The organism is Ignavibacteria bacterium, from assembly GCA_016873775.1.
Classification (GTDB): domain Bacteria; phylum Bacteroidota; class Ignavibacteria; order UBA10030; family F1-140-MAGs086; genus JAGXRH01.
Map to the genome: position 1 here is coordinate 1 of VGWC01000053.1, position 16148 is coordinate 16148.

Genomic DNA, 16148 nt, shown 5'->3' on the forward strand with positions numbered 1-16148 from the left:
GTTCGTTCTTTTCAAAGATTGATTTGTGTTCAGCGAACAATGTAGTACACATTACTTTATATTAGAAAAGAATTTCGAAGAATGTTACAAATCCAAAAAACTGTGGGGATCCATTTTGGCTATTTCATCAAAATCATCTTTTTCGTTTCCAAGAATGTTCCGGCGCGTAAGCGATAGAAATATATGCCGCTTGACAAACCACTCGCATCAAATTGCACTTCGTGCATTCCTTCTTCTATTTCTTCATTATTCAAAAGCGTTGCAACTTCTTGACCGAGAACGTTGTAGATTTTCAATGTTGTTTGTAAGGGCAATTCATGAATTGCCCCTACGGGAATTTCAAATCGAATCGTTGTCGTAGGATTAAACGGATTCGGATAATTTTGATACAGAAGAATTTGCTTCGGAGAGAAATCCTCATATATACCATACCGCACATCGCTATTCTTTCCTCCTGCATCCCGTTTCACAATACCCACATCCTGAGGTGTGGCGACTCCAAAAAGTTTCATTGCATACGGATTTTTCTTTACACTTCCCACATCTACAGAATAATTTCCTTGCGTGAGTGGTGAAGAAAATCTGTCGTTCAAGGGCTTTAGAATAGTGCTCGCAAATACACGAAGTTCTTCGTAATCGCGCGCGCTTTTCCGCTTGCAGAAAATGGAAATCGTCCGACTTTGATTTGATAACCGGCGGTTATCGCTTTTTCTTCGGTCAATCCAACGCTTGCAACTTGCGGCTGACAATACGTGCAACCGGGAATATTTTCCCAATCAATCGGCTGAGGATTTTTTCCAGCGATTTTTTCCACACATACAATTCCTTCTTTCGATGCAACGTGCGCTAACCACGGCGGACCAGCAACATCGCCGATTGCATAAATTCCATCAACATTTGTTTTTCCGAAATCATCAACGGTAATCCAACCTTTTTCTAATTTCACGCCAAGCGTTTCCAAGCCAATGTTTTCAGTATTTCCCTGAACACCGATTGCGTTGAGTGCAATTTCCGCTTTCAATTCTTTCTTTCCGTCTTTATTGGAAACAACAACTTTTACATCTTTTCCTGCAGTTACACTTTCGACTTTTGTTTCTGTTAAAATTTCAATTCCGTTTTTCTTGAAATTACTTTCGAGCAATTTAGAAATTTCTTTGTCCTCAATCGGAAGAATGTTCGACATCATTTCCACGATGGTAACTTTTGTCCCGAACGCATTATAGAAATACGCAAACTCAACACCAATTGCTCCCGCGCCAATAATTATCATTGATTTCGGAATCGAAGAAAGTGTCATCGCTTCTGAACTGGTAATTACTTTTTTCCCGTCAACAGTAATTCCGGAAATTGTTCTCGAACGCGCTCCTGTTGCAATAATCGTGTGCTTCGATTTTATTTCTTCAATCGCTTTTCCATCTTTTGAAACTTCGATAACATTTTTTGATTTCAGTTTTCCAAAACCGGAAATGTGTTCAATCTTATTTTTCTTCATCAAATACTCAACGCCTTTCGAATTGAGCAATGCAACTTTCCTGCTTCGGTCAATTACTTTTTTGAAATCAACTTTCAAATTGGAATACGAAATGCCAAACTCATCCGCGTGTTTGAAATGACTGTACACTTCCGCATTCTTCAGCAATGCTTTCGTTGGAATGCAACCCCAGTTCAAACACACGCCGCCGAGTTTGTCTTTCTCGACGATTGCAGTTTTCAGACCAAGTTGTGAAGCGCGAATAGCAGCAACGTATCCGCCAGGACCGCCGCCAATGATGGTTAAATCAAATTCTCGTTGTATCATAAGAGATTTCGGGTTCAAAGAAAGGTAAAAATTTTGCTTACGAATATATCAAAAAACTGTAGGTGTGTAAAAAGAAAATCCCAAAGAAGGGGAATGAACGGAGTTCAAATAATAACAAAGAAAACTATTTTATCAGTACGGGTTTTTTTATTTCCATTATGGGCAATGGGATTTGCGATGCGAGTTTTTATACATATCTCATATCGCACATCTAAAAATTAGCGTGTCAAAAATACAAAACTTTCGTCACGTATTTGGCTTCAGCGATTCTCTCCACAATTCAAACGCGAGCCACCAATCTATAACATTTGCAAGTTCCAGTTTGCCGTTGTAAAATTCCGATACAGATTTTTCGATGAATCAAAAAATGATAATCCAAGTTTCGTTTTTGTTGTTGTCCATAACCAGGCGGATAACGTTGAAAAGAAAAAAGGATAAGTTGTTGTTCTTTTTTCTATTTTAGAAAAATAAATCGTGCGTAAACCTAATTGGTCAGTATAACATTTGGCGATGTCTTTTTCCAAAACGATAATCGCAAAATGACCATCAAGAGTACGAAGTTGTGTTTCTGCATTTTTAGAAAAGAGAATTTGTTGCCATTCGTCCGCTGTTATGATAGAGCAACTTGATGATTTGCGTTTCAATCCAGTACCAACAACGCAAAAACCTTTTTCAGAATTTTCGTTTGAGGAAAAGAAATGACACGTTTCTTTTATTCCACCACAAGCAAAATAAAAGATTGAAGTGTGAATTGAATGAAGCGACTTGGAGTGAATCGAAGAAAATTTTTCGACTTGAGACGGAGAAAAATTTTTTGTATATGCAGCGAAAAACCAACTCATTAAGAATTACGTATTACGATTTTCAAATTATGATTTGCGTTGCGTTTCTATTTCGAAAGTTTCGTTCGCTTCATTGCGTTTCCTTGATTATCTAATCACTAAATTCCTGAAATACAAAACCCGATGCAAGCAACATCGGGTTTTGTATCGTTAACTAATTCTTTCTTTCTCGTTCCCTTCCTCCGTGTCGGTGATCTTTTCTGTATCCTCTATCTCCATCGCGGTGTTCACGGGGTTCGCGAGGTTTTTCATTCGCCGCATCGTAACCGGGAAGTGTTGCTTTTCTACTTAAATTATTTCTTCCTTCTCTATCTATTTCAATCAGTTTTACTTGCCATATGTCCCCGACTTTTGCAAATTCAGAAACTTTATTCACGCGCATTAAATCCATTTGTGAAACGTGAACAAGTCCTTCTTTCCCGGGAAGAAATTCCACAAATGCACCGAACTCCATCAACCGTGTTACTTTCCCTTCGTACACTTTTCCAACTTCTGGAATTTCCACAATTCGCTGAATCATCTTCAACGCTTTTGCGCTCGCTTCACCATTGACCGAAGCAATCACAACACGACCATCGTCTTCAATATTGATTTCTGCACCGCTTTGTTTTACAATTTCTTTAATCATCTTTCCTTGCGGACCGATAACTGCGCCAATCATATCAACAGGAATTTGAAGAGTAGTAAGTCGCGGTGCATACGGCGAAAGTTCTGCTCGCGGCTCCGAAATTGTTTCCGCCATTTTTTGCAAGATGTGAAATCTTCCGTCCTTTGCCTGCGAAAGAGCGCGTTCAATTATTTCATACGTAATGCCCTGAATTTTTATATCCATTTGCAACGCGGTAACCCCATCTCGTGTTCCCGCAACTTTAAAATCCATATCACCAAGATGGTCTTCATTTCCAAGTATGTCGCTTAAAATTGCTACGCTATTTCCTTCTTTGATAAGTCCCATGGCAATTCCCGCAACAGGTTTTTTCATTGGAACGCCCGCATCAAACAACGAAAGTGAGCCTGCGCAAACTGTCGCCATCGAAGATGAACCATTGGATTCGAGAATATCCGAAACGACGCGAATTGTGTACGGAAAATCATTTTCCCCAGGAAGAATATTTTTCAACGCGCGTTCTGCTAAGTTTCCGTGACCGATTTCTCGTCTTCCAACGCCGCCAAGTCTTCCAACTTCACCGACACTAAACGGAGGAAAATTGTAATGCAGTAAAAATCGCTTTGTAATTTCTTCGTGAAGAAGTCCATCCATAATTTGTTCATCAAGTTTTGTTCCAAGCGTTGCCGTTGTCAAACTCTGTGTTTCTCCTCGTTGAAATAAAGCAGAACCGTGCGTTCGCGGAAGCACTCCAACTTCGATACTGATAGGACGTATGTTCGTAACGCCTCTTCCATCAAGGCGTTTTCCTTCTTCCAAAATCATTTTTCGCATTTCTTCATATTCAATGCTTCCCAAAATTTCTTTGAAAGCAAGTTCCTGTTCCGGAAATTTTTCTGTAAGCAATTCAGTAACTTCTTTTTCAAGAGCACTCATCGCAGAACTACGCTCATCTTTACTCAGCACTTGTCGAGTAGTGAATGAAATTTTTTCCGCCGCAAGCGAGCGAACATTTTGCAACATGTCGTCTGAAAATTTTTGTGGTTCAAATGCTCGTTTTGCAACGCCACATTCTTTCCGCATTTCTTCCTGAAGCAAACATAATTTCTTTATTCCTTCGTGCGCAAATGTTATCGCTTCCAGAGTTATTTCTTCCGAAACTTCTTTTGCTTCTCCTTCTACCATCACAATAGAATTCGCAGAACCGCCGACAGTAAAAAACAAATCGCTTTTTTCTATTTGTGAAAACGTCGGATTGAGAATAAATTCACCGCTCACTCGCGCAACATTAACTTCGGCAACAGGAACACTGAACGGAATATCGGAAAGATAAATCGCCGCCGCTGCTGCTGTTCCTCCAAGAATATCCGCTTCATTTTCCTGGTCAAACGAAAACACCGAAACGACAACCTGCACTTCACACCGATACCCTTCAGGAAACATCGGACGAATTGTTCGGTCAATCAAACGTGCGGAAAGAACTTCTTTTTCCGATGGTTTCCCTTCTCTCTTAAAAAATCCGCCAGGAATTTTTCCTGCAGCGGAAGTCTTTTCTCGGTATTCAACTTGCAACGGAAAAAAATCTTGTCCTTCCACTGCTTCTTTATTTGCGCACACAGTTGCAAGCACAATTGTTTCGCCGTATTGCGCGACAACTGCACCATTTGCCTGCTTTGCTAATTTTCCTGTTTCTAGCGAAAAAATTTTCCCGCCGAGTTCTATTTCTTTTTTTATATACATTGTGTGTTATTTATTATGAATTTGCAACGATGTCTATTTATTTTTTTCTCGCTGCAACAAGTGTAGTTTGCGATTCTTCGAAACTCATGTCTCTGTGAAAACCATTGTCCATACGATTCACAAACTACGAGTCGCGTTTCACGAACCATGAAAATTATTTTCGTAATCCGAGTTCTTCGAGTAATTTTCGGTACCGATTGATATCTGTCTTTTGCAAATATGCAAGAAGACGACGACGTTTACCAACCATTTTCAAAAGTCCCATTCGTGAATGATGGTCTTTTTTATGAGAATCAAAATGCGGCTCCAGCGATTGTATGTTTGCCGTTAGCATTGCAATTTGCACCGCGGCTCCGCCAACATCGTTTGCTGATGCTCCGTATTTTTTTACGATTTCCTGTTTATGTGTTTTTGTTAGTGGCATAATGCTTTTTCTGTTTTTGAATTATATTATTTGTAAATACTGAATACTCTGTTGTTTGTCACGATGAAGTTGCTCGGTCAATGCTTCTTTGGTCGAAAATTTTTTGTCCTCACGTAATCGCTTTAAAAACTCTATGGTAATTTCTTTTCCATAGAGTTCTTTGTTCATATCGAACAAATGCACTTCCACGGAAATTGTTTCGTGCTCATAAAACGTTGGACGCGTTCCGATGTTCAACATACCATTATACGAACTACCGTCAAGCATTCCGCGAACAACATACACGCCTTGCAACGGAATCAATTTGTTTTTTGAAAGCGCATTGATATTTGCCGTAGGAAATCCCAATTCTTTTCCTCTTCCATCACCCCGAATAATTTCACCGCTGAAACGATAAGGATAACCAAGACATTGATTTGCTTTTTCAATGTTTCCTTGTTCTAATAAATTTCGAATATGAGTGCTGCTCACTTCTTCTCCGTTCACAGAAACTTTCGGAACAACAAAAACTTCAAACCGAAATTCTTTGCCAATTTCTTGCAATTCTTTAATTCCAGCTTCGCGATTATGTCCGAACATATGGTCATTCCCTTCAACAACTTCCGCGGCGTGAAATCCATTTACGATATATTGTTCATAAAACTCTCGCGGTGATAATTGTGAAAATTCATTCGTAAAATTGACGACGAATACAACATCCGGCATCCAGTGTTTCATCTGCTCGATGCGTTCATTCAATGTTGAAAGCAAATGCATGGATGTTTTTCGAATTACTTCTTTCGGATGCGGTTCAAAGGTAACAAAAACACTTTTGGTTTTACGACGTTTGGCTCGCTCCATAACTTCGGAAAAAATTTTTTGATGTCCTTTGTGAACACCGTCATACGTTCCGACCGTAACAACAGTATCGGAAAGCGACTGAATATTTTGTAACGAACGAACGACAATCATTACGCAGCAATTTTAAAAGGCCCAAACGATTGGTTTCTTGAAAAATGTTGAGAAATCTGTTCCAAGGATAACGCATTTTCTAAACGTAAATTTCCTATGCGCGTTCGTTTCAGTGATTTCATATAAGCACCGCAACCTAATCGCAACCCGACGTCATCAACAAGCGTGCGGATATACGTTCCTTTCGAGCAAACAATTTGAAATTTCACCGACGGAATATCAATATCCGTTGCTTCAAATTTCGAAACAACAATCGTTCTTGGTTTTCGTTCGATGTTCATTCCTTCGCGAGCGTATTGATATAAACGTTTTCCGTCTACTTTCGCCGCAGAAAACATTGGAGGAACTTGCTGTTGTGTTCCGAGAAACAACGAGAACGTTTCAACTATCTTTGCACCAGAAATATTTTCGGCTGAACTTTGCGGTTGGATTTCTTTTTCCAAATCAAAACTTTGCGTTCTTGCACCGAGGATCATTTCGCCAATATATTCTTTTTCCAACGCAGAAAATTTTTCTACAAATTTGGTTTTCTTTGCAGTGAATACAATGAGCAACCCTTCCGCGTGCGGATCTAATGTTCCGCAGTGCCCAACTTTTTTTTCGCGTAGTATCGTGCGGATTTTCTTACACACATCAAACGATGACCATCTTGTTGGTTTTCCAACAAGAAAAATTTTTCCTTCTTCGTCGCCATAAAAACCACATCGGGACAATTCATCAATGATGTTCTGCATCTTCTTCGTGAATTTTTTTCAATATCGTTTCAATTTTTGAAACGCGCTCCATTGTATCGTCAAGAAAAAATTCAATCGTCGGCGTAAATTTCAAACTCATGTGTGAGCCGATAATTTGCCGAATATGTTTTTTATGAACTTCCAGCGATGAAAGCGTTTTCTCTTTTAGTTCTTCTGTGCCGAAAATACTCAAATAAATACGTGCCGTTTTCAAATCGGGAGTCATCTGCACATCCGTTACAGTAATAATACCTACGGATGAATCGCTGAATTCACGTGCAAAAATTGTGCTGATTTCTTCTTTGATGAGCGAAGAAACTTTTTCCATTCGGATAGACATTAGAGTGTGCGTTTGATTTCAACCGTTTTAAAACTTTCAATGACATCGCCAACTTTTACATCGTTAAATCCATCCAACGCAATCCCACATTCAAAACCCTGCAACACTTCCCGTACATCATCTTTAAAACGTTTCAGCGATGCTAATCCGCCGGTAAAAATTACTATGCCGTCGCGAATCAGCCGTATTCTGCTGTTACGGACAATCGTTCCATCGGTAACATAACATCCTGCAATCATTATTCCTTTGGGAAGTTTAAATGTATCGCGAACATCAACCGTTGCTGTAACTTCCTCTTTTATTTCCGGCGCCAACATCCCTTCCAATGCGGTATGTACTTCGTTAATTGCGTCGTAAATAATAGTGTACATTCGAATGTCAACATTTTCCTGCGCAGCAAGTTTTCTCGCATTTAACGTTGGACGAACATTGAAAGCAACTATCACTGCGTTAGACGCAGCAGCAAGCAATACATCGCCTTCCGTAATTGCACCAACAGCACGATACACAACATTTACACGCACTTCCGCAGTGGAAAGTTTTTGCAAAGAATCTGCAATCGCTTCCACTGAGCCATCTACATCTCCTTTAATGACGACATTCAAGTCTTGTACTTTTCCTTCTTTAATTTGTTTGGAAATATCGTCAAGCGTAATTAAATGCCGCTGACGAAAATCCTGTTCGCGTTTTAATTGCGAACGTTGCAAACTAATTCCACGCGCGTCGCGTTCCGATTCGACTGCGACAAATTCATCTCCCGCTTGCGGAGTTCCGTCGAAACCAGTTACTTGTACAGGAGTTGAAGGGTGAGCGGCTTCAACACGTTTTTCCCGCTCATCAAACATTGCACGCACACGCCCGCTTACAAATCCGCATACGAACGGGTCGCCAACTCGTAATGTTCCTTTTTGCACAAGCACCGTTGCAACGGTTCCTTTTCCTTTATCTAACTTCACTTCGATAACAGTACCACGCGCTTTTCGATTGGGATTCGCTTTCAGTTCAAGAATTTCCGCTTCGAGAAGTACTTTTTCAAGTAAAACATCAACGTTCAAGCCTTTCTTGGCAGAAATTTCTACCGACTGATATTTGCCGCCAAATTCTTCGACCAGTACATTTTTTTTGGATAACTGCAATCGAATCTGACCGGGATTGGCTCCGGGTTTGTCCATTTTATTGATGGCGATAATAAGCGGAACGTTTGCGGCTTGCGCGTGACTAATTGCTTCCAATGTTTGCGGCATTACACTTTCATCAGCGGCAACAACTATTACGACAATATCGGTAACTTGTGCGCCACGCGCTCGCATTGCAGTAAAAGCTTCGTGACCAGGGGTATCAAGAAACGTAATTTGACTTTCGTTTGTAAGAGTAACTTCGTATGCCCCGATATGTTGCGTAATTCCTCCTGCTTCTCCCGCAACAACATTTGCTTTTCGGATATAATCCAGCAACGATGTTTTGCCGTGGTCAACGTGTCCCATAATCGTAACCACCGGTGGACGTGTTTTCAGGAGTTCATCAGAGTCTTCAACGTCAAGAAGTACATCGGAAGTAAATTCTTTTTGAAATTCGATTGTTCGTCCGAATTCCATTGCAAGCAATTCGATAATATCTTTTTCGAGTCGTTGATTGATCGTAACCATTTTCCCTAACGAAAAACATTTCTGAATAACATCGGAAACGTTCACGTGCATTATATTTGCAAGTTCGCCCACGGAAATAAATTCCGTTACGCGAACTACTGTTTTCTCCTTTTCAATAATTTCTTGACGCTTGTCTTCTTTCTCTTTCTGTTTCATTTCTTTTCGAATCCTCCTATCCTTCTTATAGCCCACGGTACCGGTGCCCATTTCCGCCAATGTATCTTCAATATTTCGTGAAACCTCTTTTTCATCAACCGAATGAAGGCGGTGGCGAACTTCTTTTTGACGTTTTTTCGCTAGATCTTCCTGCTCATCTACTTTGCTTTGCTTTATTTTTTTCTTTTTTACTTTCTTTTTTACCGACGCGGTTTCTTCCACTTTCAACGAAACGGCATCATCCGCTTTTTTCTTTCCTTTACTTAAATCAATTTTTCCAACAACGGTAATGCCAATTTTTTTCCCGCGCTCGCGTTCCAAACCGGAAACTATTTCCTTTTTTTTCTTGGGAGGTTTTGGCGCTCGAACTACGGAAGGTTCTTCCGGAATTGAAAGCGGGGAAGAAATTTCTGTAACTGGTTGTTCTTCAATTTTATGTTCTTTTCTTTCTGTTTCGTGCGGCTCTTTTTCATGAATCGGTTCTTCAAACTTTTTCACTTCACTTTCTAGGAACTCCTGTGCGGGAACGACTATTTTTTCTGTAATTTTTTGAGGAACATTCGGTATTATCTCTTCCTCTCGCGAAAGTATAGGAACGGGTTCCGGAACCGGAGGAGTAGGAGGAATTTCTTTTTTCTGAGGTCGCTTTCTTACAAGGGGAACTTTGGGAACAAGTTTCGTAATGGGTGTTTTCTTTTCTTCAATTTTCTTTTCTATCAGTTTCGCCTGCTCTTCTTTTTCTGCTTTTTGACGGTCACGCTTTTCTTTTTCTTTTACATCGCCGGCAAATTCCCTTCTTGCTACCTCGACCATTTCATCATCGAGAACAGACATTAACCCTTTTACGTTAAAATTTTTCTTCTGCAGAAACTCTAAAATGGTATCTGCGGCAACATTTATTTCTTTTGCAAGAGAATAAATTTTTTGCTTTTTGACAGTCGTTTCAGACATTAATAAAAATTGTTTGCTAAGAAAAAATTAGTGTTGGGTTGGTTGTCCTTCAGATGATTCATCGCGGGGAAGTTCACCTTCGATTTCTGATTCATCCGTATTTACTTGTTCTGCAACATATTCCGATTCATCTGTTTCTTCAACGTCTTCATCAGAGATAGGCGTTGCTTTATCTTCTTCACCTTCCACAACAGCATTTTCAAATTCCCGTTCAATCATTTTTTTCATTTCGTCTATTTTGAGGGAATCAAGTCCGGTAACTTTCGCCAATGCTTTGTTTCGTTTTTCCAAAACTTCCTGTGCTGTGGTAAACCCGGCATTGGTAAGTCTTTTGAAAACATCTTCTCCTAATTCTTCACGAAGTTCAGAGAGATCCATATCATATTCATCCGAATCATCGCGAACAATTTCGATAGCAAATCCGGTAAGTTTCGATGCTAAGCGAATATTTTGTCCGCCTTTGCCAATTGCCATTGATGTTTCCGATTCATCAACAGAAACTTTTACGATACGATTTTCTCTGTCGAGTGAAATTTTTCTGACTTTTGCCGGAGAAAGCGCGCGCGAAATAAATACTTCATCATCATCGCTCCACGTGATAATATCTACGCTTTCGTTGTTGAGTTCGCGAGTGATGGCATGAATACGTACACCTTTCATTCCGATACATGCACCAACGGGGTCAATTCTATCGTCATTCGAAATCACCGCCATTTTGGAACGTTCCCCTGCTTCGCGCGCAATAGCTTTTATTTCTATAATGCCATCAAAAATTTCCGGGATTTCCATTCCAAAAATTTTAATAATAAAATCCGGCGACGAACGCGATACGATCACTCGTGGGATACCGTTTTCTCGTTTAACTTCTTTTACCAATACCCGAACACTTGCTCCCTTGCGATAGACTTCGCCGGAAATTTGTTCACTACGGGGAAGCAACAATTCGTGCTTGTTATGACTGATATAAACATCGCCTCTTCGTTGATGATAGATTTCACCGACAATGATTTCTCCGATGCTGTTGGCATATTCGTTGTACAATACATCTTTTTCCAATTCTTTATTTCGACGAACGAGTTCCTGTAATCCTGCGCGAATTGCTCTTCGTCCAATTTTTCGTTCGAGTTCAACAATTTCGACATAATCTTCTCCTACTTCCAACGGTTCATCTGTTAATAATCGAACTTGTTCCAATGAAATTTCTGAAGTAGGATTGGTAACTGTTTCAACAACTGTTTTCTCGACATAGACTTGAATTTCGCCACGTTCAGTATTGACAACAACATCAAATCGTGCATCGGGTCCAAATTCTTTGTGCACCATCATCGTAAAAACATCTTCGAGGATGTTTCCTAAGACAGTGCTATCAACATTCTTTACTTTAGAAAGAAGGTTAAATGCTTCGACAAGTTCGGAATTCATAACGAATAAAAAATTTTCTTAACTCTAATTAGTTTGTTACGGTAAATGTACGATGAAATCGCTCGATTGCTGGTTCTTTCTTTTGGGAAAAATTATTAAGGATTTCATTTTACATAAAGCAAAAATCCCGCACGCAGCGGGATTTTTTTGAAAAAAGTGCGGGCAAAATATAGGCAAATGGTAGTGGAAAATCAAAAAAACGCAGCACAGAAAAATTGTGTGAACTTTTTTTGCTTATGCGTAATTCGTTCACTTTCCGATGAACCGCGCTTCGCGTTTTTCTAAAAACGCATGCACGCCTTCTTTGTGGTCAGAAGTTTCTGACGCAAGTTGTTGGACGATGGCTTCATATTCGAGTAATTCTTCAAGTGAACTCGTCAACGCTTTGTTCAACGTTCGTTTTATATAACCAATGGATTTTGTCGGCGCTTTTGCTAGTTGTTTTGCAAGTTGCATTGTTTCTACTTCCAAGCGTTCCCCTGGAACTACTTTATTGACAAGTCCAAACCGTGCCGCTTCTTCCGCAGTGATATCTCGACCAGTTGCCGCATATTCAAACGCTTTGGCAATTCCAACAAGACGCGGTAAAAACCAATGGGAACCCGAATCGGGAACAAGCCCAATACGAATGAACACTTCTATCATTTTTGCATTCTCCGACATAATTCTCATATCGCACGCGAGCGCTATTGAACATCCTGCTCCGGCTGCAACTCCGTTTATCATTGCGATAATCGGTTTTTCCATTGTACGAATTTTTTTTACTATCGGATTGTAACTGTTCTCCAATGACTCCTTCAACGACCGTTGCCGCGCTCCGTATTCTTTTAAATCTTGTCCCGAACAAAATGCTTTTTCGCCAGCGCCGCGAATAACAAGACAACAAATCGCCGTATCTTTTTCCGCTTCCTTTAATGCGTTCATTAAGTCTTTTTTCATTTGTTCGTTGAACGCATTATATACTTCCGGACGATTGAACGTAATAATACATACCCCATCAATGATTTCATACAATACCGTGGAAAACATAACGTTCAAAAAAAATTTTAAAAAACAATCAAGATTCTACTCTAGTACGGTAGCGATATTCATCGAATACGAAATAGAACTTGCGCTATCGTTAAACGGTCGAGTAAAGTTAATTCCGCTGGTGATTGCTTGACTATGAACGTTTGCGCGAAGAATCACTTTGGGAGAAATAATATATTCGACACCAAATCCATAATCAAACCCCAAACGTGCTGTTTGTTCATTATACCCATCTAATAATTGGTTGAAACTTAATCCGCCATAAAACAACGGACGAAAATCGAGAACAGGAAATTTTGCTTTTATCGCAAGCAGGGTGAACTCAAAATTTCGCAGTTTCCCACTTGTTGAAATCCCTCGCACCGAATCTTTGTTCACACTCCAATAATGAAGCGATGAGGAAAAAAAAATAAATTTCACCATCGGTATATCTGCGTAAAAATGAACACTCACTCCGGGATTCGATACTTTGATAAACGGCGCTCTCACCGAAGTCAATCCGATGCCGCCGCCAACAACAATCGAATTTGTGTGCTGCGAAAAAACACTTTCGGCACGCAATAATATTCCGGCGACGATGTACAACAATATTCTCAAATTACGAGAAAAAAAATGAAGAAAAAGAGGCCAAGCTCCCTGTATCACACAAACGTTGAACATACCGTTGCTTCCTTCCGGATCTGGCGGGGTTTTGCTCTCTCTTGCTGTACAGAACTTGACCTCGTTAAAAAATTGTGGCTGAATATAAACAATTTTACGAATGTACATTCTTGAATTCAAAAGAATAATATCGTGTTTACATTTGTTTTTCATTGTCGAAAGAGATATTTTGAATCCGAAAATTTTTTCGGAGGTTCTTTAATTATGAATCGTGAGTATCATAAATGGTTTAGCCCATCTTTACAGCGATATATGGAATTGTTAATATTTGGAAACAACGGAACTCCAGTTCTGATTTTCCCATCACTACGCGGTCGCTTTTACGAATATGAAGACCGTGAAATGATTTCCGTCCTGAACGAAAAAATTGAAAACGAAGAATTACAAATTTTTTGTGTTGATAGCATTGACGGCGAAAGTTGGTGCAACTTCGACGCACATCCGTACGAGCGCGCGTTGCGGCATACCGACTACGAAAAATATATTCTCGACGAAGTATTACCGTTCATTCAACAATGCAATCCGTCAGAAAAATTAGTATTGCATGGTTCCGATTTCGGAGGATATCACGCAGTAAATTTTTCGCTGCGACATCCGGAACTCGTTACTAGTTGCATCGCCTTTGGCGGCTATTACGATATTCATCAATACGTATTGGGATACTTTGATGACAATTGTTATTACCATTGCCCATTCGATTTTTTCACCAATCTCAAAGATGAAACAGTGCTTTCTTCTATACGTGAACGCATCAGATTTATTTTGGCTACAGGAGAAAATGATTTCGCTCTCGCCTCCAATGTACAACTTTCGCGCACGATGGAAAGTAAAAACATTCCACATTGGCTCGATATTTGGCGAGACGGAACTGGACACGATTGGCAATGGTGGAAAAAAATGTTGGAAAAATATTTTTCTGAATAACATTTTGTTCTCAACGTGTTTGAGTGAATCTCCTTTACATTCTTTTCAACAAACCGTACCGAGTTCTTTCTCAATTCACACCGGTTGAGGGAAAAAAAACGCTTGCGGATTTCCATTTTCCAAAACATATTTATTCTGTTGGAAGATTAGACTATGAAAGCGAAGGACTGCTTTTGCTCACGAACGATAACGCAGTAAAGTATCGTTTGGAACATCCGCAGTTTTTTCATCCGCGAACATACTTGGTTCAAACAGAACATATTCCCAACGAATATGCTTTAAATATTTTACGCAACGGAATATCCATTCGAACCAACAATTCACGACAACAATATTTTACTACTCTCCCCGCAGAAGTAGAATTGCTCAAAAGCGAACCGCCTTTGTTTCCACGCTCTGTTCCAATTCGTTTGCGTAAAACTATTCCCACAAGTTGGTTGCAAATAATTCTTCGCGAAGGGAAAAATCACCAAATTCGAAAAATGACCGCGGCAATCGGATGTCCTACGCTTCGGCTTGTTCGTATTGCAATTGATATCCTTTCGATTGAACATTTGCTTCCCGGCGAATGGAAGTTTGTTTCTTCAAATCAAATCCAACGTTTGAAACAATCACTGGAGACTTCTCGTAACGCAAGAAAATAATTATCATTTGTGTTTTCACTGTACAAGTTTATATTTGAATCGCATTTTTTTCACAAAAAAATTTTTCTCTCATTTTATCAAATACTTTTTAACATAGGAACTTTTATTTATGGTACGATTTAGATACATCTTCATTGTAATTTCAACAATATTTCTTGTCGAACGTTCATTGTTGCTTTCCCAAACTTCGAAACCCAATGAACGACATCTCACAGAAAAAACCGACGGACAAATTTCCGGAACAGTTTTCAACGATTTGAACGGCGATAGCGTATGGAATCAACCGGAAGAACCATCGTTAAGCGGATGGGAATTGATTGCGACAAAAGGAATGAATGAAAAACGCGATACAACTGACAACGATGGAAATTACCTCTTCTCCATCGCCGAAGAAGATTCGGGAACGTGGACAATATCCATTACACAACAAGCAAATTGGATTATCACTGCACCACTGAATGGTAATTATATTTTGGAAGTAACCAACGGTCTTATTCCTAATCAAAACTTCGGTTTGTTTCAATATGGTTCAATTTCCGGAGTAACATTCAGAGACGCAAATGCAAACGGAATAAAAGATATTTCTGAAAACGGATTACAAAACTGGTGGATAAAAATTTCCGGCAATGGAAATGATTCTGTTCTTACGGATGAAAGCGGCGTGTATTCATTCGATAGTCTACTTGCTGGAACGTACACAATAAGCGAAGTTCAACAAAACGATTGGGTGCAAACTGTGCCAAATTCTCCCGAAGAATATTCAATAAATATTGCTTCAGGCGCTGCTTCAATAAATAATGACTTTGGAAATTATCAGTACAGTTCCATTGAGGGAGTCGCATATCGCGATAACAACGGAAACGGAACGAAAGAAATTTCCGAAGATGGATTACAAAACTGGAAAATTTACATCAGTGGTCCGCTCAATGATTCTGTTCTTACAGACGAAAACGGAAATTTTTCATTCGATAGTTTGCTGGCGGGAACGTATACCATCAGCCAAGAATTGCTCCCGAGTTGGATCCAACTTACTCCTGTTTTGCAAGGAAATTATTCTTTGGAAATTACTTCGGGAACTTCGTCAAACAACAACAATTTCGGAAACTTTCAATACGGAAGCATCAGCGGAATGATGTTTTTAGACGCAAATGCAAACGGAATAAAAGATATTTCTGAAAACGGATTACAAAACTGGTGGATAAAAATTTCCGGCAATGGAAATGATTCTGTTCTTACGGATGAAAGCGGCGTGTATTCATTCGATAGTCTACTTGCTGGAA

Annotated in this window: 15 protein-coding genes and 1 other RNA gene; 3 read left to right on the plus strand and 13 right to left on the minus strand. The window is 39.6% G+C overall.

The genetic code is table 11. From position 1 onward, the window contains the following. Window positions 1-119: 119 nt before the first annotated feature. The 13 genes from FJ218_08005 to ffs form a co-directional block, all read right to left on the minus strand. Complete coding sequence (locus tag FJ218_08005) at window positions 120-512, minus strand: T9SS type A sorting domain-containing protein (GenBank protein ID MBM4166839.1); 393 nt, start codon at window positions 510-512, stop codon at window positions 120-122. Between the two features lie 86 nt (window positions 513-598). Beyond that, window positions 599-1798, minus strand: a complete 1200-nt coding sequence (gene lpdA, locus FJ218_08010; protein MBM4166840.1) for a dihydrolipoyl dehydrogenase — start codon at window positions 1796-1798, stop codon at window positions 599-601. Window positions 1799-2097: 299 nt separating this feature from the next. Further along, on the minus strand, window positions 2098-2640 hold the full coding sequence (locus FJ218_08015) for a hypothetical protein (protein ID MBM4166841.1): 543 nt from the start codon (window positions 2638-2640) through the stop codon (window positions 2098-2100). Window positions 2641-2794: 154 nt separating this feature from the next. After that, window positions 2795-4987, minus strand: a complete 2193-nt coding sequence (locus FJ218_08020) for a polyribonucleotide nucleotidyltransferase (protein MBM4166842.1) — start codon at window positions 4985-4987, stop codon at window positions 2795-2797. 154 nt (window positions 4988-5141) lie between these two features. Beyond that, window positions 5142-5411 (minus strand): 30S ribosomal protein S15, encoded by a 270-nt coding sequence (gene rpsO / locus FJ218_08025; GenBank protein ID MBM4166843.1) that lies wholly within the window; start codon window positions 5409-5411, stop codon window positions 5142-5144. A 21-nt stretch (window positions 5412-5432) separates the two neighbouring features. Further along, window positions 5433-6362: a bifunctional riboflavin kinase/FAD synthetase gene (locus tag FJ218_08030; protein MBM4166844.1), complete on the minus strand. Its 930-nt coding sequence runs from the start codon at window positions 6360-6362 to the stop codon at window positions 5433-5435. Further along, on the minus strand, window positions 6362-7096 hold the full coding sequence (gene truB / locus FJ218_08035) for a tRNA pseudouridine(55) synthase TruB (GenBank protein ID MBM4166845.1): 735 nt from the start codon (window positions 7094-7096) through the stop codon (window positions 6362-6364). The genes FJ218_08030 and truB overlap by 1 nt, the downstream gene beginning before the upstream one ends. Next, on the minus strand, window positions 7080-7436 hold the full coding sequence (gene rbfA, locus FJ218_08040; protein ID MBM4166846.1) for a 30S ribosome-binding factor RbfA: 357 nt from the start codon (window positions 7434-7436) through the stop codon (window positions 7080-7082). Before rbfA ends, truB begins: the two co-directional genes overlap by 17 nt. Beyond that, window positions 7436-10189: a translation initiation factor IF-2 gene (infB, locus tag FJ218_08045; protein ID MBM4166847.1), complete on the minus strand. Its 2754-nt coding sequence runs from the start codon at window positions 10187-10189 to the stop codon at window positions 7436-7438. The genes rbfA and infB overlap by 1 nt, the downstream gene beginning before the upstream one ends. A 27-nt stretch (window positions 10190-10216) precedes the next feature. Next, window positions 10217-11611, minus strand: coding sequence for a transcription termination factor NusA (nusA, locus tag FJ218_08050; protein MBM4166848.1), 1395 nt, complete (start codon window positions 11609-11611; stop codon window positions 10217-10219). A 249-nt stretch (window positions 11612-11860) separates the two neighbouring features. Then, a complete protein-coding gene (locus tag FJ218_08055; GenBank protein ID MBM4166849.1) occupies window positions 11861-12640 on the minus strand; it encodes a 2-(1,2-epoxy-1,2-dihydrophenyl)acetyl-CoA isomerase in 780 nt (259 codons plus the stop codon). A gap of 36 nt (window positions 12641-12676) precedes the next feature. After that, window positions 12677-13228 (minus strand): hypothetical protein, encoded by a 552-nt coding sequence (locus tag FJ218_08060; GenBank protein MBM4166850.1) that lies wholly within the window; start codon window positions 13226-13228, stop codon window positions 12677-12679. Between the two features lie 34 nt (window positions 13229-13262). After that, window positions 13263-13361: signal recognition particle sRNA small type (gene ffs / locus FJ218_08065), an RNA gene on the minus strand. Between the two features lie 143 nt (window positions 13362-13504). Here ffs and FJ218_08070 point away from each other — a divergent pair. From FJ218_08070 to FJ218_08080, 3 genes are all read left to right on the plus strand, one after another. Next, the gene (locus tag FJ218_08070; GenBank protein ID MBM4166851.1) at window positions 13505-14224 is read left to right on the plus strand and encodes an esterase; all 720 of its coding nucleotides are present in this window, start codon (window positions 13505-13507) and stop codon (window positions 14222-14224) included. A gap of 23 nt (window positions 14225-14247) precedes the next feature. Then, on the plus strand, window positions 14248-14868 hold the full coding sequence (locus tag FJ218_08075; GenBank protein ID MBM4166852.1) for a pseudouridine synthase: 621 nt from the start codon (window positions 14248-14250) through the stop codon (window positions 14866-14868). A 109-nt stretch (window positions 14869-14977) separates the two neighbouring features. Beyond that, window positions 14978-16148: hypothetical protein (locus tag FJ218_08080; protein MBM4166853.1), on the plus strand; the 1171-nt coding region annotated here is incomplete at its 3' end.

Coding starts and splice junctions, on each gene's coding strand:
- FJ218_08020 (MBM4166842.1), bottom strand. CDS start 4,987: ATGTATATAAAAAAAGAAATAGAACTCGGCGGGAAAATTTTTTCGCTA.
- rpsO (MBM4166843.1), bottom strand. CDS start 5,411: ATGCCACTAACAAAAACACATAAACAGGAAATCGTAAAAAAATACGGA.
- FJ218_08070 (MBM4166851.1), top strand. CDS start 13,505: ATGAATCGTGAGTATCATAAATGGTTTAGCCCATCTTTACAGCGATAT.
- rbfA (MBM4166846.1), bottom strand. CDS start 7,436: ATGTCTATCCGAATGGAAAAAGTTTCTTCGCTCATCAAAGAAGAAATC.
- truB (MBM4166845.1), bottom strand. CDS start 7,096: ATGCAGAACATCATTGATGAATTGTCCCGATGTGGTTTTTATGGCGAC.
- FJ218_08005 (MBM4166839.1), bottom strand. CDS start 512: ATGAAACTTTTTGGAGTCGCCACACCTCAGGATGTGGGTATTGTGAAA.
- FJ218_08055 (MBM4166849.1), bottom strand. CDS start 12,640: ATGTTTTCCACGGTATTGTATGAAATCATTGATGGGGTATGTATTATT.
- infB (MBM4166847.1), bottom strand. CDS start 10,189: ATGTCTGAAACGACTGTCAAAAAGCAAAAAATTTATTCTCTTGCAAAA.
- FJ218_08015 (MBM4166841.1), bottom strand. CDS start 2,640: ATGAGTTGGTTTTTCGCTGCATATACAAAAAATTTTTCTCCGTCTCAA.
- nusA (MBM4166848.1), bottom strand. CDS start 11,611: ATGAATTCCGAACTTGTCGAAGCATTTAACCTTCTTTCTAAAGTAAAG.
- lpdA (MBM4166840.1), bottom strand. CDS start 1,798: ATGATACAACGAGAATTTGATTTAACCATCATTGGCGGCGGTCCTGGC.
- FJ218_08030 (MBM4166844.1), bottom strand. CDS start 6,362: ATGATTGTCGTTCGTTCGTTACAAAATATTCAGTCGCTTTCCGATACT.